Annotated in this window: 16 protein-coding genes and 1 pseudogene; 8 read left to right on the forward strand and 9 right to left on the reverse strand. The window is 64.6% G+C overall.

The window, feature by feature from the left end; genetic code table 11:
* Positions 1–39: 39 nt before the first annotated feature.
* From EN804_RS29160 to EN804_RS29175, 4 genes are read right to left on the reverse strand one after another with little or no spacing between them, the layout of a single operon-like run.
* Entirely contained in the window at positions 40–1,203 is a 1,164-nt protein-coding gene (locus tag EN804_RS29160; protein WP_127277788.1) for an acyl-CoA dehydrogenase, read from the reverse strand.
* Between the two features lie 4 nt (positions 1,204–1,207).
* Complete coding sequence (locus tag EN804_RS29165) at positions 1,208–2,302, reverse strand: carnitine 3-dehydrogenase (RefSeq protein ID WP_135921863.1); 1,095 nt, start codon at positions 2,300–2,302, stop codon at positions 1,208–1,210.
* Entirely contained in the window at positions 2,299–2,928 is a 630-nt protein-coding gene (locus EN804_RS29170) for an HD domain-containing protein (RefSeq protein ID WP_127871179.1), read from the reverse strand. The genes EN804_RS29165 and EN804_RS29170 overlap by 4 nt, the downstream gene beginning before the upstream one ends.
* A gap of 22 nt (positions 2,929–2,950) precedes the next feature.
* Complete coding sequence (locus EN804_RS29175) at positions 2,951–3,868, reverse strand: 3-keto-5-aminohexanoate cleavage protein (RefSeq protein WP_091586279.1); 918 nt, start codon at positions 3,866–3,868, stop codon at positions 2,951–2,953.
* Between the two features lie 79 nt (positions 3,869–3,947).
* On the opposite strand from EN804_RS29175, the gene EN804_RS29180 reads away from it, so the two are divergent.
* Positions 3,948–4,925 carry a GlxA family transcriptional regulator gene (locus tag EN804_RS29180; protein WP_135917583.1) on the forward strand — a complete coding sequence of 326 codons (978 nt, stop codon included), beginning with the start codon at positions 3,948–3,950 and terminating at the stop codon, positions 4,923–4,925.
* Between the two features lie 73 nt (positions 4,926–4,998).
* Here the strand turns inward: EN804_RS29180 and EN804_RS29185 are convergent, their stop codons facing one another.
* Both EN804_RS29185 and xylA read right to left on the reverse strand, forming a co-directional pair.
* Positions 4,999–5,208: a hypothetical protein gene (locus tag EN804_RS29185; RefSeq protein ID WP_127279348.1), complete on the reverse strand. Its 210-nt coding sequence runs from the start codon at positions 5,206–5,208 to the stop codon at positions 4,999–5,001.
* 208 nt (positions 5,209–5,416) lie between these two features.
* Positions 5,417–6,742: a xylose isomerase gene (gene xylA / locus EN804_RS29190; protein WP_127871181.1), complete on the reverse strand. Its 1,326-nt coding sequence runs from the start codon at positions 6,740–6,742 to the stop codon at positions 5,417–5,419.
* A gap of 112 nt (positions 6,743–6,854) precedes the next feature.
* On the opposite strand from xylA, the gene EN804_RS29195 reads away from it, so the two are divergent.
* Entirely contained in the window at positions 6,855–7,217 is a 363-nt protein-coding gene (locus EN804_RS29195; protein WP_127279346.1) for a nuclear transport factor 2 family protein, read from the forward strand.
* A gap of 263 nt (positions 7,218–7,480) precedes the next feature.
* Here the strand turns inward: EN804_RS29195 and xylB are convergent, their stop codons facing one another.
* Both xylB and EN804_RS29210 read right to left on the reverse strand, forming a co-directional pair.
* Positions 7,481–8,935 (reverse strand): xylulokinase, encoded by a 1,455-nt coding sequence (xylB, locus tag EN804_RS29205; RefSeq protein WP_135921864.1) that lies wholly within the window; start codon positions 8,933–8,935, stop codon positions 7,481–7,483.
* An 80-nt stretch (positions 8,936–9,015) separates the two neighbouring features.
* Positions 9,016–10,341 carry a tetratricopeptide repeat protein gene (locus tag EN804_RS29210; protein WP_135883886.1) on the reverse strand — a complete coding sequence of 442 codons (1,326 nt, stop codon included), beginning with the start codon at positions 10,339–10,341 and terminating at the stop codon, positions 9,016–9,018.
* Positions 10,342–10,568: 227 nt separating this feature from the next.
* On the opposite strand from EN804_RS29210, the gene EN804_RS29215 reads away from it, so the two are divergent.
* Positions 10,569–13,358 (forward strand): autotransporter outer membrane beta-barrel domain-containing protein, encoded by a 2,790-nt coding sequence (locus EN804_RS29215; RefSeq protein WP_135921865.1) that lies wholly within the window; start codon positions 10,569–10,571, stop codon positions 13,356–13,358.
* Positions 13,359–13,431: 73 nt separating this feature from the next.
* Here the strand turns inward: EN804_RS29215 and EN804_RS29220 are convergent, their stop codons facing one another.
* Complete coding sequence (locus tag EN804_RS29220; protein WP_135921866.1) at positions 13,432–14,055, reverse strand: LysE family translocator; 624 nt, start codon at positions 14,053–14,055, stop codon at positions 13,432–13,434.
* On the opposite strand from EN804_RS29220, the gene EN804_RS37430 reads away from it, so the two are divergent.
* The 5 genes and pseudogenes from EN804_RS37430 (at position 14,054) to EN804_RS29245 (ending at position 19,100) form a co-directional block, all read left to right on the forward strand.
* On the forward strand, positions 14,054–14,317 hold the full coding sequence (locus EN804_RS37430) for a hypothetical protein (RefSeq protein ID WP_189524589.1): 264 nt from the start codon (positions 14,054–14,056) through the stop codon (positions 14,315–14,317). The two genes, EN804_RS29220 and EN804_RS37430, sit on opposite strands and share 2 nt — an antisense overlap.
* Positions 14,318–14,567: 250 nt before the next feature.
* Positions 14,568–15,335 carry a L,D-transpeptidase gene (locus tag EN804_RS29230; RefSeq protein ID WP_127279473.1) on the forward strand — a complete coding sequence of 256 codons (768 nt, stop codon included), beginning with the start codon at positions 14,568–14,570 and terminating at the stop codon, positions 15,333–15,335.
* Between the two features lie 92 nt (positions 15,336–15,427).
* On the forward strand, positions 15,428–16,594 hold the full coding sequence (locus tag EN804_RS29235) for a diphosphate--fructose-6-phosphate 1-phosphotransferase (RefSeq protein WP_135921867.1): 1,167 nt from the start codon (positions 15,428–15,430) through the stop codon (positions 16,592–16,594).
* Between the two features lie 34 nt (positions 16,595–16,628).
* Entirely contained in the window at positions 16,629–17,348 is a 720-nt protein-coding gene (locus tag EN804_RS29240) for an MBL fold metallo-hydrolase (RefSeq protein WP_135921868.1), read from the forward strand.
* A 188-nt stretch (positions 17,349–17,536) separates the two neighbouring features.
* A pseudogene (locus EN804_RS29245) lies at positions 17,537–19,100 on the forward strand (DegQ family serine endoprotease).
* Positions 19,101–19,108: the final 8 nt, after the last annotated feature.

The following is a 19,108-nucleotide window of genomic DNA, read 5'->3' on the forward strand; positions in this document are numbered from 1 at the left end:
GCCCGACAAAACCGAATCCCGATTTTGCGCGATCATGCTCTAAGCGCCGAACGGACGCAGCAGCGCCCGCGAAATAATATGTCGCTGAATCTCCGAAGTGCCTTCCCAGATGCGCTCGACGCGGGCATCGCGCCAGATGCGCTCCAGCGGCAGGTCGTCCATCAACCCCATGCCGCCATGGATCTGGATTGCCTCGTCGGCGACAAAGGCGAGCATTTCGGTGGCCTTCAGCTTGGCCATGGCCATGTCCTGGTCGGTGACGGTGCCCTGATCGTACTTCCAGCCGGCTTCGAAGACCATCAGGTCGGCGGCCTTGAGTTCCGTCGCCATGTCGGCGAGCTTGAACGACACGCCCTGGAACTTGCCGATCTGCTGGCCGAACTGCTGGCGCTGCGCGGCGTATTCGACGGCATGGCCAAGCGCCCGCTCGGCACGGCCGAGACAGGTGGCGCCGACCTGCAGACGCGTGGCGCCGAGCCAGGAATTGGCGACGTCGAAGCCCTTGTGCACCTCGCCCAGAACCTGGGATGCCGGCAGCCGGCAATCGTCGAACTCCAAAATGGCGTTGGTGTAGCCGCGATGCGAGACGTTGCGATAGCCGTCGCGCACCGTGAAACCCTTGGTGCCCTTGTCGACGAAGAAGGCGGTGATCTTCTTGCGTTTGCCGCGCGCAGACTCCTCCTCGCCCGAGGCCATGAAGACGATGGCGAAATCGGCGAGATCGGCGTGCGAGATAAAGTGCTTGGTGCCGTTCAGCACCCAGTCGTCGCCATCCTGCACGGCTGATGCCTTCATGCCGCGCAGATCGGAGCCGGCGCCCGGCTCTGTCATTGCCAGGCAATCCCATTTCTCGCCGCGGATGCAGGGGAAAAGGTACTTTTCGCGCTGCTCCGGCGTGCCGGCGAGCAGAATGTTGGAAGGACGCGCCACGCAGGTCCAGTGCAGCGCGTAATTGGCCCGGCCGAGTTCCTTCTCGTAAAGCAGCCAGGTCACCGTATCGAGCCCCGCGCCGCCGACATCGGCCGGCATGTTGGCGGCATAGAGCCCGGCCTCGATCGCCTTGGCCTTGATCTCCTCGATCAGCTCGCGGCGCAGCACGCCGGTGCGCTCGACCTCGCGCTCATGCGGATAAAGCTCGTTCTCGACGAAGGCACGCGTCGTCTCGACAATGAGCTTTTGCTCTTCCGAAAGACCGAAATCCATGGTCTCAGCCCTTCTTCTTTTTCTTCGGCTTTTCGGCTTTCTTCACCGGCTTGGCGGCCTTGGCCTTTTCCGCCGCCTTTGAAGCCGCGGGCTTCTTCGCCGCCAGCTTGGCGAGCTGTTTGGTATAATCCTTGTGCAGCGCGCCGGCGCCCCAGCCCTTGCCCTTGTTCTGCTTCGACAGCGCATCCATGATCGCGACCAGATTGTCGTCGCGGATCTTTTCCAGCTCGCGGATCGACAGGCCATGCGCCTGGTCGTCCGACTGGGTGGCGATCAGGTCGACCAGCTCGTCGTTGAACTCCGGCACGTCCATCAGCTTGGTCCACGGCCATCTCAGGCAGGGCCCGAACTGAGCCATGAAGTGGCGCATGCCGGCCTCGCCGCCGGCGACGCGGTAGACCTGGAACATGCCCATCTGCGCCCAGCGCAGGCCGAAACCATAGCGCATGATGTCGTCGAGTTCCTCGACGGTGCAGATGCCGTCCTTGATCAGCCACAGCGCTTCGCGCCAGGCGGCTTCGAGCAGGCGGTCGCCGACGAAGGCCTCGATCTCCTTGCGGATCACGACCGGCTTCATGCCGATCGAGGCATAGATCTCCTTGGCGACCTCGACCGCCTCGGGGAAGGTCTGGTCGCCGCCGACGATCTCGACCAGCGGCAGCAGGTAGACCGGGTTGAACGGATGGCCGACGACCAAGCGCTCCGGATGCTTCTTCATCGCCACCTGCATGTCGGTCGGCTTGATGCCCGAGGTCGAGGAGCCGACAATGGCGTTGGCCGGCGCATGCGCGTCGATCTCGGCCAGCACCCTGTGCTTGAGATCGAGCCGTTCCGGCACGCTTTCCTGGATGAAGTCCGCATCGGCGACCGCTTCGGCGATCGTCTTGGCGAAGGTCAGCTTGCCCTCCTTGGGCAGACCGCCGGGCACCATCTGCTTATAGGCGCGGCGCGCGCCCTTCATCACTTCCGAAACCTTGCGCGAGGCTTCGGGATCGGGATCGAAAATGGAGACGTCGATGCCGTTCAAGAGCAGGCGCGCGACCCAGCCGGCGCCGATGACACCGCCGCCAATGGCGGCCGCCTTGTTGATGATGCTCATTGAGAGGCTCCGGTTCTTGTCCTGGCGGTTTCGGGATCGGTGAGGGGCACGCGCTCGCCGGCGCGGATGACGGATGGGTCGTAGGCCTTGCGGGCGAAGACTTCGAGCACGAAGGGCCGGAAGAATTCGATCGGCAGCGTCTCATAATCGGGGTCGAAGCTCGACTGGTCCCAGCGCTCGCAAAACGCATCGCAATCGTCGAAATAGGCATGGCCGGCGAAGCGGTCGCGCGCATGGCGATTGCCGCCGAGATGGTGCGCGTAATAGAGGCGCTGGAAGTCGCCGTGCTTCTCCACCACCCAGGTGCATTGCTCGCGCACGAAAGGTTTCAGGATCGACGCGGCGTATTCGTCGTGATTGTAGGGCGCGTAGATGTCGCCGATGTCGTGCAGCAGCGCGCAGGCGATCCAGTCGGTGTCGGCGCCGTCGCGCCAGGCCCGTGTCGCCGCCTGCAGCGAATGGCCGAGCCGGGTGATCTTGTAGCCGGACAGGCCTTCGTCGAGCTGGACCAGCGCGTCGAGCAGCCGCTCGCCGGTCTTGGCCGCATAGTCGATTTCATGGGCGGTCAGGAACTCGTAGTCTTGCCTGTCGCCATCCTTCATCGCGGTGAATTTGACGGTAGCCATAGCGACCCTCCCTGCGAATAATTTATGCCGCTATCGGCGCTCGCTTGGTCAGGTTGAGCTTCTTGCGCACTTCTTCGGGGCCAAGAATTCTGGCGCCGAGATTGGTGACGATGGAGGCGGCGCGCTCGACCAGTTGCGCGTTGGTCGCCAGCACGCCCTTGTCGAGCCAGAGATTGTCTTCCAGGCCGACGCGGACATTGCCGCCGGCGAGCACCGCTGCCGCCGCATAGGCCATCTGGTTGCGGCCGATGGCGAAAGCCGACCAGTTCCAGGTCGACGGCACGTTGTTGACCATCGCCATGAAGGTGTTGAGGTCGTCGGGCGCGCCCCACGGCACGCCCATGCAAAGCTGCACCAGCGCGTCGGGGTTGAGCACCTTTTCCTCGACCAGTTGCTTGGCGAACCAGAGATGCCCGGTGTCGAAGGCCTCGATTTCCGGCTTGACGCCGAGCGCCGTCATCATGCCGCCCATGGCACGCAGCATGCCGGGCGTGTTGGTCATGACATAGTCGGCTTCGGCGAAATTCATGGTGCCGCAGTCCAGCGTGCAGATTTCCGGCAGGCACTGGCGCACATGTTCCATGCGGTTGGTGGCGCCGCCCATGTCGGTGCCCTTTTCGTTGAGCGGCAACGGCGCTTCCGGCGAGCCGAACACCATGTCGCCGCCCATGCCGGCGGTCAGGTTCAGGATGACGTCGACGTCAGCCGCGCGGATACGCTCGGTCACCTCGCGATAGAGATGCACGTCGCGCCTGGGCTTGCCGGTTTCGGGGTCGCGCACATGGCAATGGACGATGGCCGCACCCGCCTTGGCCGCATCGATGGCCGAGTCGGCGATCTGCTTGGGCGAGCGCGGCACATGCGGGCTGCGGTCCTGCGAGCCGCCGGAACCGGTCACGGCACAGGTAATGAAAACCTCACGGTTCATCGCGAGCGGCATCGAAACTCTCCTCCCATTCGAAACAGCCACTAGCATCGCTCGCCTTGATCCAAGCTGCTTTGCGTTTTACGAAGGCGATATGATCAAAAGCGAAAAATCTGTCTTTCGCGCCGAACGCGAGACCCTCAAGGTGACGTTCCTGGTGTTTTCCGGGTCGTCGATCATGTGCGTCGCTTCGGCCGTCGACCCGCTGCGCGCCGCCAACCGCATCTCCGGCGAGACCCTGTTCGATTTCAAGCTGGTCTCGGTCACCGGCGAGGCTCCGGTCACCACCTGCGGCCTGCCGGTGGCGGTCAGCGGGCGTTTCGACGCGGCGGAGCCGACCGACGTTCTCGTCGTCGTCGCCGGTTTCGGCACGCAGAATTACGCGACGTCGGGTCTGCTTTCAGGTTTGCGGAGGGCGGCGCGAGCGGCCCGCGCGTGCGGCGGGGTCGAGGCCGGCACCTGGCTGGTGGCGCGTGCCGGCTTGCTGGAAGGGCGCAGCGCTACCACCCATTGGGAGGACATGGAGGATTTTTCCTCGGCCTTCCCTGGCGTCGACGTCCGTCCGGACCGCTATGTCATCGACGGGCCGGTGTTCACCTCGGGCGGCGCGTCGCCGACTTTCGACCTGATGCTGCATCTCATTCGCACGCGCCTCGGCATGGCCGTGGCGCTCGATGTCGCCAGCGTCTTCATCTACGACCAGGCCCGGGCCTCGACCGATGCCCAGCCGCTGGTCTCGCTCGGCCGGCTCGACGGCTATGATCCGCGCCTGGCGCAGGCCATCCGGCTGATGGAATCGCATGTCGATCAGCCGTTGACCGTCGAGGCGGTCGCCAAACGCGCCGGGGTGACGGCGCGGACCCTGGAAAGCATCTTTCGCAAGTCGATCGGCGAGACGCCGGGCGCCTATTATCTCAGGCTGCGGCTGGGCGCCGCGCGCCGGCTCGTGGTCGACACGCGGATCGCCATGGCGGATATTGCCGGGCGGACGGGGTTCTCGTCGGCCGCGGCTTTTTCCAGGGCATTTTCAAGAGCTTTCGGCGAAGCCCCTGTCAGGCTTCGCCGGGGTTGATTGGGGCCGGGGTTGATTGGGGCCGGGGTTGATTGGGGCCTGGGTTGATTCGGGCCGGAGTTGATTTGGGAAGTCAGGCAGCATTCCGGCGGTCGCTGCCGCCGTCGATCTGCGAGCGCATCTGCCGCGCGAGATGGGTCTCGAAGCGGCTGGCAACGGCGCGGTCCCATTCATTGGTGCTGCGTGCGCCCTGTTTTGGATGCGGCATTGCCATCAGCCGGTCAATGATCGATCCGGCTTCGCCAGGTGAGAGCAGGGCGTCGATTTCACGTTCGTTCTGCATATCGGTTCGCCTCCTTCTTCCTCTCCCGCCACGAGCGATACCTATACGAGATTCGTGACGGCAGTTTGAAGGCAAGAGCGAGGTCATTGAGAGGCGGCAAGGGGCAAAACCTTGTCGTCGGTTTCAGCATGGCGCGCAAAATGTTTCCGCGCGCCAAGCTTTCGAATCGCATAGTGCGCCGGCTTGGATTGCCGACGGCCAGGCAGCGTCAGACGTAGCGGTTGACGATGTTTTCGAGCAGTTCCTGGCGGCCGGAACGCGGCTGCGGCTCGATCTTCTTCTTCACCACGCGTTCGGCGATCTCTTCCAGCGTCCGCTTGCCCGACAGCATCGCCTTGGCCTCGGCGCTGTTCCAGCCGGCGTAGCGTTCGGCGAGCGGGCCCGACAATGCCTTGTCCTCGACCATGCGGGCCGCCGCCTTGAGGCCGCGCGCGCAAGAATCCATGCCGCCGATGTGGCCGATCAGCAGGTCCTGCGGGTCGAGCGACTGGCGGCGCAGCTTGGCGTCGAAATTGGTGCCGCCGGTCTTGAAGCCGCCGGCCTGGAGGACCTGGTAGTAGGCGAGCGCCATCTCCGGCACGTTGTTGGGGAACTGGTCGGTATCCCAGCCCGACTGGTAGTCGTTGCGGTTCATGTCGATCGAGCCGAAGACGCCGAGCGCATTGGCCAGGGCCAGTTCGTGCTCGAAGGAATGGCCGGCCAGGATGGCGTGGCCCTGCTCGATGTTGAGCTTGACCTCCTTTTCCAGGCCGAAGCGCTTGAGGAAGCCGTAAACGGTCGCGACGTCGTAGTCATATTGGTGCTTTGTCGGCTCCTGTGGCTTCGGCTCGATCAGGATCGTGCCCTTGAAGCCGATCTTGTGCTTGTAGTCGACGACGAGGTTCAGGAAGCGGCCGGCCTGTTCCTGCTCGCGGGCAAGGTCGGTGTTGAGCAGGGTCTCGTAACCCTCGCGCCCGCCCCACAGCACGTAGTTCTCGCCCTTCAGCCGCTTGGTGACGTCGATGCAGCTCTTCACCGTCGCAGCGGCATAGGCGAACACATCCGGATCGGGATTGGTCGCGGCACCGGACATGAAACGGCGGTTGGAGAACAGGTTCGCCGTGCCCCAGAGAAGCTTGACGCCGGTCTGCTTCATCTTTCCGGCAAAATAATCGGCGATTTCATCCAGCCGGGCCGCACTTTCGGAGAAATCCTTGCCCTCGGGCCGTACATCGGCGTCATGGAAGCAGAAATAGGGAGCGCCGAGCAGCGAGAACATCTCGAAGGCCACATCCGCCTTCAGTTTCGCCAGTTCCATCGTGTCGACGCCGCCGGCCTTGGGGAACCAGGGACGATCGAAGGTCTGGCCGCCGAACGGGTCGCCGCCCGGCCAGGCGAAGGAATGCCAGTAGGCGACGGCAAAGCGCAGATGGTCTTCCAGACGCTTGCCAGCCACCACTTCGTCGGGATTGTAGAAACGATAGGCCAGCGGATTGGTCGAATCCGGTCCCTCATATTTGATCTTCTGGATGTCGCCGAAAAAGCCGCTGCTCATGTTCTCTTCCTCTCCAAGATAGTTTTGCCTGATTACCTCAGGCGTAATTGGTTTCACGCCGGTGCTGGTCGAAAACGGTCACGTCAAAACCGTCAAACGAAGGAGACAGATCATGACCGACCTCAACACGATCGCCCAAAACTACATCACCGCCTGGAACGAGAGCGATGCCGGCCGCCGGGCAGCGTTGCTCAAGGCTGTTTTCACCGAAGACATCAGCTATCGCGATCCGCTCATGCAGGGCGACGGCCATGAAGGCGTCGCGGCGCTGATCGACGGCGTGCAGCAGCGCTTTGCCGGCTTCCGCTTCTCGCTGAAGGGCACTCCGGACGGCTTTGCCGACAAGATCCGGTTTTCGTGGAATCTCGGGCCGGAAGGGGTCCCGTCCGTCATCGAAGGCACTGACATCGGCGTCATCGAGGACGGTCGCCTGAAAAGCGTGACCGGCTTCCTCGACAAGGTGCCGGCGCAGTGAGGTCACCTCGTCAAGACGTGGTGGAGAATACCAATCGCCAAAGTCGGTGCTGCCCCTCATCGCCCTGCCGGGCACTTCTCCCCGTATAGGGACGGGGAGAAGGGGGCTGGCCGCAACCTTGGCGCCTTCGTCACTACGCTGGTGATTGGCGAAACCGGTGACGGGAGCGCCCCTCTCCCCGTCCCTATGCGGGGAGAGGATGCCGGCAGGCAGGTGAGGGGCAGCGCCGGCGCCCTGATAAAGAGGGTGGGACACGCCCCAACTCACGCGGTTACAGCCCTGATCGCCGGGTAAAGCGCCCGGTAGCGGTGATAGGCATCGGCATAGGCGTTGCCGAGCGCCGCATCCGGTTCGATCGTGGCGTCTGTCTTCGGCGTCGTGCACACGGCCAGGGGATCCGCCCCTGTCGCGGCGATAAGGCCAAGCCGCGCAGCCCCAAACGCGGCGCCGAAATCGCCGTCGGCGGGGATGTCGACCGGCACCTGCAGCGCGGTGGCGATGGCCTTCAGCCAATAGCGCGAGCGCGAGCCGCCGCCGATCGCCGTCACCCGCGTCAAGGTGGTGCCGGCTGTCTTCAACGCTTCGAGGCTGTCGCGGAAGGCGAAGGCGACGCCTTCGAGCACGGCCTGGGTCAGCACGGCGCGGCCCGATTCATGCGCGAGGCCGGTGAAGGAACCGCGAATGGCGGAATCATTGTGTGGCGTGCGCTCGCCCGAAAGATAGGGCAGGAAGGACACGCCGGTCGGCGCTTTCAGCGTCTCGCCGAGTTCCGACGTCAACTCGCCTGCGCCCCTGCCCGTGATCTCCGACAGCCAGTTGAGCGAATCGCTCGCCGACAGGATGACGCCCATCTGGTGCCAGGTGTTGGGCAACGCATGGCAGAAGGTATGCACCGCGCTTGCCGGATTGGGCAGATAGGCGGCGTTAGCGGCAAACAGCACGCCCGACGTGCCGAGCGAGACAAAGGCGTGGCCGGCGCGGACCGTGCCCATGCCGCAGGCGGAAGCCGCGTTGTCGCCGGCGCCGCCAGCCACCGGAATGCCGGCCGCGATACCCCATTGCGAGGCGAGTTCGGCGCGCAGCCCGCCAGCCTTCGCGGTGCCCTCGACCAGCGCCGGCATATGGCTCTCGTCGAGCGATGTCGCCGCGAGCAGGTCCGCCGACCAGCGGCGCTTGCCGACATCGAGCCAGGACGTACCGGCTGCATCAGACATTTCGGAAATGTGTTCCCCGGTCAGCCAAAGCCGCAGGAAGTCCTTGGGCAAAAGCACCTTTGCCACCTTGGCGAAGACAGCGGGCTCGTTGTTCTTCACCCAGGCCAGCTTCGGCGCGGTGAAGCCAGGAAAGACGATGTTGCCGGTGAGCGCGCGGAAGCGTGGATCGGCGTCGAGCACGGCCGCCTCGATATGGCTGCGCGTGTCATTCCAGAGGATGCAGGGACGCAGCACCTGATCGGCCGCGTCGAGCAAGGTCGCGCCATGCATCTGGCCCGACAGGCCGATGCCCTTAACCGCCGCGAACTGCCCGGGATGCGACGCCTTCAGTTCGGCGATCGCGTCTTGGCAGGCGCGTATCCAGTGCAGCGGATCCTGCTCGGACCAGCCGGGATGCGGGCGCGAAACGTCAAGCGTGCCATGGCCGGAGCCGATGACGCCCTGTCCGGCATAGATCAGCAGCGCCTTGACGCCCGATGTCCCCAGGTCGAGGCCGAGATACATGGTTTCCTCCCACGTTCTTATTTTTTTCGGATTCCGAAAAATATGCTTCAGCCAGTTTTTAAGGCAAGATCCGCTCCGGGTCAATTCTCTGACAAATCCGCGGCGCGTCTCGAAAACAGCGCCGACAGCGGACTGTCCGGGCGTACCATCGAGCGCTCCATCGTCAGCACCTTGGCGAGCGCGCCGTCGCCGGCGCGCAGGGCGGCCTCGATCAGCGTGAGATCGATGACGTCGCGCTGCGCGTGGCTGCCGCCAAAGCGATGGGCGATCGCCCGGATGGGCCGGATCAATCGGATGGTCTCGGCGTAATTGCCCTCCCCGAACGCCTTGATCGCAAGCGTCAGGGGGTGCCCCACATCCCGCGTGAAAGCGGCATTGTCCGCATCGCCCCGCATCGCCTCGCGCTGGGCCTCGAGCAAGGTCCGGGCCGGGGCGTCGAGCCCGGCGCCGACAAAGGCCATCATCGCATGGGCGTCGTTGAACGCGTAATTGCCGGAGGCGGCCCTGGGCACCCAATTGGCAGCCAGCGCCGCCCAGCGGTCGCCGACATCGACGTCACCGAGATGAAGCCGCCACAGGATCGCCGATGCATCGACCATGTTGAGCGCCAGCGTCGATCTGGCGCCGTAGATCGGTCCGTCATAGAGCGCCAGCACCTCGCCGGTCTCGCCGAGATCGTAGTGGAACAGTGCCAGGTGCCACCAATTGTGCACTTGGAGGAAGCTCTCCTTGGTCCAGGCATCGGGATCGGCACGCATCCAGGCAATGCCGTCCCTTTGCCGGCTTTGCATCTCCATCACATGCGCCACCGCATGTTGCGCCCAGCCGTCGCGCGGTTCGATCTCGACCGCTCTGCGACCCAGCCTTTCGGCCTGTGCGTATTCAGCCATCTCTTCGAGCCCGAAGGCCTGCATGCCGAGGATGGCGTGGTAACCCCGCATGTCCGCCTGCCATGACGGCAGGGCGCGGGCGATGCGGTCGCGCAGCATGCGGGCGTTGCCGGTGAAGAAATCGACCTGGTGTCCGACCTGGAGCGCCACGGCATCGAGCGGGAAATCGATCGCTATGTCCTGAAGGATGCCGGAAGCCTGATGCCAGCGGCCGTTGGCGAGGTGGCCGAGAGCTGAGACATGCGCCCGTTCGCGCGTTGTCGCGGCAAGCGGCAGCGCCGCCTCGTGGCAGGTCCTGGCCACGGCCGTAGCTTCCGGCTCGGTGGCAAGGCCGAAGAGATAGCCCTTGAAGACATGCGCCATGACGAAACCGGGGTCCTGCGCGATGGCGCGATCGACGGAGTTGACCGGATCGCCGATGAAACACTGCAATTCGCGCACGGCCTGGCCGTAGAGCGCGAATCCGGCTTCCGTCGCGCCCGAAACTGCCAAGCCGAATGTGTCTTTGATTGGCATGCGAGAGTCCTTGGTCAGACCCGGATGAGCATGATGCCCCTCGGTCCAACATCATCTTAAAGCATGGGCGAAGGCGATGCCATTTCACGGGCACCTCTGCGCCATGTCAGTTATTTTTGCAGTTCATCAACCATGAGAGGCAGATTAGGCTTTGTAAAACTGGACGAATTGTGGCTTCAATGCGGCGCGGGTAAGGGGCTTGAAATCGCGATCTGAGAGGGGACGCGATGCGGCACTTTGAAATACAGCCTCCGAACAGCGGTTCGGAGCACATCGGCGAGGCTATTTCTTTGACGCGGCGAAGGCCTAGGCGAATCAATCCTGGGTTTATTAGCTTACTTGCAACTACAGCGCTTATGTTGCTGCCTGGCTCCGCGGCCTTCGCGGCATGCGTGCTGGTTCCGTCTCCGGGAAATGACACCTTCACTTGCGATAGTAGCGATTCGAGCGGCAGCCTCAACGATACCAGCGGCAACAACACGCTGACCTTCCCTGCCGGCGGTACCGGCCAGGTGAGCGGCAATGTCACATTCGGCGCCGGCACGGACCGCATCGACATGCAGTCCGGCACCATCACCGGCGTGGTCGATCAGGGCGACGGCACCGATTTCTTCACCATCGGCGGCGGCACGGTCGCCGGCAATGTCCAGCAGGGCGCCGGCATCGACGACTTCAGCATGAGCGGCGGCCAGGTCGGTTCGCTGAACCAGGGCGACGGGCTGGACACCTTCACCATGACGGGCGGCCGCATCGTCGATTTCTTCGACGATGGGGACCGTGCCGTGATGACCGGCGGCCGCATCGGCCGCGTCAACATGAAGCTCGACAAGAACTATTTCAACATGTCGGGCGGCATCATCGACCGCAACCTCGTCACCGGCTTCGATCAGGACACCATCATTCTCTCCGGTGGCACGATCGGCGGCAACATCAGCGTCAGCGGCGGCAACGACAGCGTGACGATCACAGGCGGCACGGTGGGCGGCGATGTGCTGATGAGCTTCGGCGCGGACAATTTCGTCTGGAACGGCGGCGGCATCATCTATGGCTCGGTCGACCTCGGCGCCGACAACGATACCGCCAAACTCAGCAATCTCACCAACGCCAATCTCGGCGGAGCCGATGCGCTGAATGGCGGCCTCGGCACCGATGCGCTTACCTTCGACAACGTCAAGCTGGAAGGCATCGCCAGGGTCCAGAACTGGGAAACCATAGACGCCACCAACGATACCCAGTTGATCCTCGACGGCAATCTCGTACTGGGCGACAGCGGCACGGGCACCGGAAGGCTCAGCGTCGACCAGGCAAGCACGCTCTATGGCGGCGGTGGCTTCAACAGTTCCATCCAGGCCTTCACCTCGGGCCAACTGGCCGATGTGGTCAATGCCGGCCGCATCGACCTGACCAACGGCGGCACCGGTGCTTCCGATCGCCTGACCATATCGGGCAATTATGTCGGCATGGGCGGGCTGCTCCTCCTCCAGACCGAGCTTGGCGACGACAGCTCCGCTTCCGACCGGCTGGTGCTGTCCGGCGGCACGGCCTCCGGCTCGACCGGCATCGCCGTGGTCAATGTCGGCGGCGCCGGGGCGCAGACCACGTCCGACGGCATCATGCTCGTCCAGGCGGTCAACGGCGCCACGTCGAGCGCAAGCGCCTTTGCCCTCGATGCGCCGGTCGCCGCCGGCGCCTTCGAATATTATCTCTTCAAGGGCGGCGTCAGCGCCGGCAGCGCGGAGAACTGGTATCTGCGTTCGACGCTGAACACACCGGCAACACCGGCCGCCGGGCCGTCGGCGCTCGAACCGACGCCGCAACCAGAGCCGGAGCCGCCGCAGGCCGAGCCGCCGCCGCCGCCGTCCGAGTTGCCGCCGGTGCCGGTGCCGACCGATGGCGACATCAACAATCCGCCGGTCGATTCGACACCGCCGGTGCAGGCGAGCGACCCCGAACCCGAGGCGCCGCCGCCACCGCCGCCAGCGCCGCCGGCTGATCCACCACCGCCACCACCGGTGGTGCCGACCGCCGTTCCGGACCTGCCGACGCCGGCTGCCGGCGAGACGATCCTGCTCTACCGCATCGAGGTGCCCACCTATTCGGCCTTGCCGCCGGTGGCCGAGCACCTTGCGATGACGACGCTCGGCACCTTCCACGAGCGGCGCGGCGAACAGAGTCTGTTGTCGAACGCCGAGCTGTCGCCTGTCTGGGGCCGCATCTACGGCCAGGACGCCAAAATGGGCTGGTCGGGAACGGTGTCGCCGTCTTTCGACGGCACCTTGTTCGGCCTGCAGGCGGGCTTCGACGTCTTCGGCCGCGAAACCGCTTCGGGCGGCTTCGATCGCGCCGGCCTCTTCGTCGCCTATGCCAGCATGAAGGGTGACGTGCGCGGCCAGGCTCTGGGGCAGAATGATCTGTCCGTGGGCGGGCTCGATGTCAGCGGCACCAGCGTCGGCGGCTACTGGACCCGCATCGGCCAGGGCGGCTGGTACCTCGACGGGGTGCTCATCGCCACCTTCTTCGGCGGCGACGCGACGTCGTCGCGCGACGTTGGCATCGACATTGGCGGAACGGGTGTCACCGCCTCGCTGGAGGGCGGCTATCCCATAGCGCTGGCGCAGGGCTGGACGCTGGAACCACAGGCGCAACTGATCTGGCAGCATCTGTCGCTCGACGATACCAAGGACCGTTTCTCGTCGGTCTCATTCGATAGCGACGGCAGCGTCACCGGCCGGCTGGGCGCTCGGCTGCAGGGCGAAGCCTCTGTCAACGGCATAGCGCTGCAGCCCTATCTCAAGGCCAATATCTGGCATGATTTCGGCGGCACCGACCGTGTCAGCTTCGACACCACCGACATCTCGACCGAGGGCAGGTCGACCTCGTTCGAGTTCGGCGGCGGTATCGTCGCCAAGGTGACGGACAAGGTCAGCATCTTCGCCACCGGCGATTACACCACCAACCTCGACGGCGACAAACGCCGCATCCTCGAGGGCAATCTGGGCTTCAGCGTCAAATGGTGAAGCAAGCTGTGCTGATGTTCAGCTAGTGCCAGCCTGACCTGAATCTCAACACGCCTTGGCCGCGCCTGCTTTCTCAATTGCCGGACCGCATCGCCACCGTGGCGATGCCGGCGCCGACCAGCAGCGTGCCGCCGGTGCGGTTGAAGATGCGGATCGCCCTGGGATTGCGCACCACGTTGCGGGCGCGTGCCGCGATCAGCGCGTAACCGAAGGCGTTGGCGAAGGCGAGCGCCAGGAAGGTCGTCTCGAAAACCAGCATCTGCGCCCAGAAACTGGCATGCCGGTCGAGAAACTGCGGCAGGAAGGCGACGAAGAAGGTGATGCTCTTCGGGTTGAGCGCGGTGACCAGCCAGGCATGCGCCATCATCTTGGCCGACGACACGGCGTCGGTACGCGGTTCGGCCTTCAGCGTGCCGCCGGCGCGGAACAGTTTCACGCCGAGATAGATCAGATAGCCGGCGCCGATCAGCTTCAGGATGGTGAAGACACCAGCGGAAGCCGCCAGCAGCGCGCCGATGCCCAGCATCGACAAGGTCATGGCGGTGAAGTCGCCGAGCGCCACGCCGACGGCCATCGGCAAAGCGGTGCGCCAGCCCTGGCCCAGCGCATAGGACACGACCAGAAGGATGGTCGGACCCGGGATCACAAGGAGGATGGTCGACGCGGCAGCGAAGGCGGCCCAGTTTTCGAAGGACATGCTCGTCTCCTTTGAGCTCAAAGAAGAGGATAAATCCTTGGGTCCCGAAGAATGTAAAGGGCCGAATCTTTGTTTTTCGCGCATTCCGGCCGGGCAACCGGTACGACCCTTACGGGTCGACGACATCAATTGGGCCAGCGGCAGCCCGGTGTCAGTTCGCGCCGCCCAGCGTGCTCACGATATCGGCCAGGCTGACATTGGCACCGAGAACCGTGGCGGCCGCGACAATGGCAGCGGCAAAAAGCTTGATGTCGGTTTTTAACGTCTTGCACATGGAGGCCCCTCGCTGATCATCGGGAGAGGTAGGAAACACCAGCGCCGGGATTGTGACCTGACAGGGGTGATTTTGTGCCTGACACTGGATGACGGTCGCCGGGAGGGCGGAACGGCGTTTCCGGCAATGCGCAAACGCAAGCAGCGCAAGGCATTCACGCTTTATCAACCATGAATGATGAAAATGCCCGCTATCCGGCCGGACCGTGCTTCCCGCCGACAGCGTAGGGTTTGGGTATATGCGTGAGTTGCCGCAAGGTCCGACGCCGCCGCGAAACGGCGACGCAATCGAAACCGATCTTCTCCTCTCCCGCCGCGCCGTCCTGTCCGGGGCGGGCGCCTTGGCGCTGCTCGGCGTCGCCGGCTGCTCGACTTCGGGTGGCGGCGGCCTGCCGGCGCTCCAGCTCGACGATACGGTCACCGGGTCGGTGCCGATCCGGCCCTCGATCAGCGTCGACAAGAACATCACCAGCGCCGACGTCATGTATGCCGCGCTGACCGACAACGGCTTCAACGTGCCCGAGGTGCCCTATCTCAAGGTGAAGCCGGAATTCCGCCGCCAGATCGTCGTCGATACGACAGGCGAGGCCCCCGGCACGATCGTCGTGCATCTCAAGGAGCGCATGCTCTATCTCGTCCAGCCGGGTGGCGACGCCATCCGCTACGGCGTCGGCATCGGCAAGGACGGTTTCCGCTGGTCCGGCCGGGCCAACATCCAGTACGGCCGCGAATGGCCGACCTGGACGCCGCCGCCCGAAATGATCCAGCGCAAGCCGGAACTGGTGAAGTGGCAGGGCGGCCAGCCCGGCGGCCTCACCAATCCGCTTGGCGCCCGCGCGCTCTACATCTACCAGGATGGCAAGGACACCGGCTACCGCATCCACGGCTCGCCCGAATGGTGGAGCATCGGCCAGGCGATGTCGTCGGGCTGCGTGCGCCTGATCAACCAGGACATCATCGACCTCTACAGCCGGGTATCGAAGAAAAACCCCGTCGTCGTCATGTGATCGTGGCCACGTTTTGCGGCCGCCAGACTCTTCCGTTGCGCGAGGCGAGAAGACAGGCCAAGGTGCCTTGAAAACCTCGGGAGACGTCAGGAATGGCCGGAACTTTTGTTATCGCGCAGGGCGGCGGCCCTACCGCCGTCATCAACCAGACGGTGGTGGGCGCCACTCTGGAGATCCGCAAGCGCCATCCCGGCGCCAAGGTGCTGGGCTCGATCCACGGCGTGCGCGGTATTCGTGACGGCAACTATGTCGACCTTTCGGCCATTCCCGAGGACCGGCTGCGGCTGATTGCCGGAACGCCGAGCGCGGCACTGGGCTCGACGCGCGACAAGCCGGATGCTGCCTATTGCGAGGTCATCCTGAAGGGCCTGCAGAAGGCGGGCGCCGACGCCTTCATCTATATTGGCGGCAACGACACCTCGGGCACGCAGCAGATCCTGACCGATGCCGCCGGCGGCAAGATCGCTTTCGTCCATGCGCCGAAAACCATCGACAACGATCTCGAGGAAAACGACCATACGCCGGGCTTCATCTCGGCGGCCGAATTCGTCGCCGGCGCCTTCCTGTCGGTCGACCTCGATTTTCGCGCGCTGCCCGGCATCTATGTCGGCATCGTCATGGGCCGGCATGCCGGCTTCCTGACCGCGGCCGCCGCGGCCTGGCAGCTCGACCCCGACAGCGGCCCGCATCTCGTCTACGCGCCGGAGCGGCCGTTCTCCGCCGCAGGCTTCATCGAGGACGTGCGCGCCACGCTCGACCGCCACAAGCGCTGTATCGTCGCCGTGTCGGAAGGCGTCAGCACCGCCGACGGCAAGGCGCTGGTCGAAAGCCTGGTGCCGGCGGACAAGCTCGAACGCGACCAGCATGGCAACGTCAAATTGTCGGGCAGCGACCTGCCGGCGGCGCTAGAGCGCGCGCTTGCCGACGGGCTGCCGGGCAAGCGCGCCCGCGTCGACGCACTCGGCTATATGCCGCGCGGCTATGTCGGCGCCATCAGCGCGGTCGACGCGCAGGAGGCCTTCGATGCCGGCGCCTTCGCCGTCGGCGTCGCCGAACAGGGCGGCGGCTCGGTCGCGCTGCAGTATGATGGCAGCAAAATAGTGCTGAAGAAGGTGCCGCTGAAGAACGTCGCCGGCAAGACCCGGCACATGCCCGACGATTTCATGAAGTCCGACGCCAACCAACTGTCCGAGACCGGCATGGCCTATCTCAAGCGGCTGGTGCCGGAAAAATACAAGGTCGGAAAACCGTTCGTCTGATCTTGGGCTTGGAATTAATGCCTGGTGCCGCCTGATGGAAAACTGGTTCAGCAAGCGCATCGTCGACGACAGGACGATGATGCTGACCGAGCCGTTCGTGCACGACTATGTGCGCGCCAACATCTGGCATTTCACCGGTCGCGACGCCGACCTTCTGGTCGACACCGGCATGGGCATCTGTCCGCTGGCGCCGCAGATAGAGACGCCCGCAGGCAAGCCGCTTCTGGTCGTCGCCACCCATATCCACCTCGACCATGTCGGCTCGCTGCACGAATTTCCGCTGCGGGCCGGGCCAAGGATGAGCGCGGCGCAATTCGAGAGCATGGATGAGGCCGCGACCTACGCCTACATGTTTCACGATCTCGAGGGCGCGGTTTCGAAGCTGCCCGAGCCGGGTTGGAAGTCGGCGGATTACAAGATCCCATCGGCGCCGCTGACGCGGACCCTTGATGAGGGCGACGTGGTCGACCTCGGCGACCGGCAATTTCGCGTGCTGCACCTTCCCGGCCACTCGCCGGATTCGATAGCGCTGTTCGACGAGGCCGATGGCCTGTTCTTTAGTGGCGACGCCATCTATGACGACACGCTGATCGACGATCTGCCGGATTCCGACAGGGGCGCTTATGCCAGCACGATGCGGCGCCTGCTCGACCTGCCGATCCGCATCGGCCATGGCGGCCACGGCCCGAGTTTCGACGGCAAGCGCATGCGTGAAATCGCGTCGGCCTATCTGCGATCCGGAAGCGCGCTCTGAATTAAATCTTCGTAAGGTCGGGCAAAAACCCTAATTCGGGCCATTCGGCACCCTAGATACCTCGTGTCGATCCGGCCGGCCGCCATGTACGGCGAGACAGGCCATCCCGGCCGTCGACACGCTGACGGGCGCCTTCTCCCAAGAGCCGCCCGAGGCGCCGGATCAACCCTCGCCCGGACAGAACGACCATGTCACCTCTTGGTATTCTTCGTAGGCATCGCGTCGCCGCCCTGCTGGGCGCCGCGCTGATCATCTCCCCCGCCGTCGTCTCCCTCGCTCAAAATGCCGGCAATGGCGGCTTGAGCAACGTCGCTGCGACGACGCAGACCCCTGTCGCAGGGATAACGGCTCCGAGCGGCTCGTTCGCGCCGACCGTGGCCGCGACCAAGCCCGCTGTCGTCACCGTCACGACAGTCATGAAAGGGCAGCCGGAAGTCATGAGCGAAGGTTCGCCTGACGGTTCGCCCTTTGGCGGCAATTCGCCCTTCGACGACTATTTCCGCCAGTTCTTCGGCGATCAGGGCATGCCTGGTCCAAAGACGCCTCCGCAGCAACAGCAGTCGCAGCGCGCCGAGGCGCTCGGTTCGGGCTTCATCGTCAGCGCCGACGGCACCATCGTCACCAACAACCACGTCGTCGACGGCGCCTCCTCGATCAAGGTCACGCTCGACGACGGCACGGAGCTTCCGGCCAAGCTGGTCGGTCACGACGCCAAGAACGATCTCGCGGTGTTGAAGATCAAGGCCGGCAAGTCGCTGCCGACCGTGAAATGGGGCGACTCCGACAAGCTCATGACAGGCGACCAGGTGCTGGCAATCGGCAATCCGTTCGGCATCGGCACCACGGTGACGGCCGGCATTGTCTCGGCGCGTGGCCGTGACCTGCACAGCGGGCCGTTCGACGATTTCATTCAGATCGACGCGCCGATCAATCACGGCAATTCCGGCGGCCCGCTGGTGGATGTCAGCGGCAATGTCGTCGGCATCAACACGGCGATCTATTCGCCGAATGGCGGCAGCGTCGGTGTCGGCTTCGCCATTCCATCGGACCAGGCTCAGAAGGTGGTCGCCAAGCTGATGAAGGGTGGCGACATCGAATACGGCTATCTCGGCGTCGAGATCCAGCCCGTCACCCCGGACGTGGCCAGCGCCATCGGGCTCGACCATCCCGCCGGCGCCTTGGTCTCGCAGGTCAATGACGGCTCGCCCGCGGCCAAGGCCGGTGTCGAGACCGGCGATGTCATAACCAGCTTCGCCGGACAGGACGTCAAGGATCCCAAGGATCTGTCGCGGGCTGTCGCCGACCGTCGCGCCGGGTGCCAGGGAGACACTGGATGTCTGGCGCAAGGGCAAGGCCATGCGGATTTCCGTCGATGTCGGCCGCAACAGCGACGATGTGAAAACGGCATCGACCGGCGATTCCAGCGCGCCGGGCACTGAACAGGGCTCCCGCGCGCCGGCCATCGGCCTCGGCCTGATGGACATCACGCCCGATATCCGCCAGCAGATGAACCTGGCCGACAACGAGCGCGGCGCGGTGGTCGCCACCGTCAACCCGGACAAGGCCGCGGCCACCGCCGGCATCCAGCCCGGCGACATCATCGTCGCCGTCAACCAGGCGCCGGTGAAGAACGCCAGGCAGGTCACGCAAGCCATCGCGCAGGCCGGCAAGTCAGGCCGCAAGTCGGTGCTGCTGCTGGTCGAACGCGAGGGCAGCCAGATCTATGTCGCCGTCCCGTTCGCCAATGGCTGAACCGTGAT

This window comes from Mesorhizobium sp. M8A.F.Ca.ET.161.01.1.1 (assembly GCF_004792105.1).
GTDB lineage: Bacteria > Pseudomonadota > Alphaproteobacteria > Rhizobiales > Rhizobiaceae > Mesorhizobium.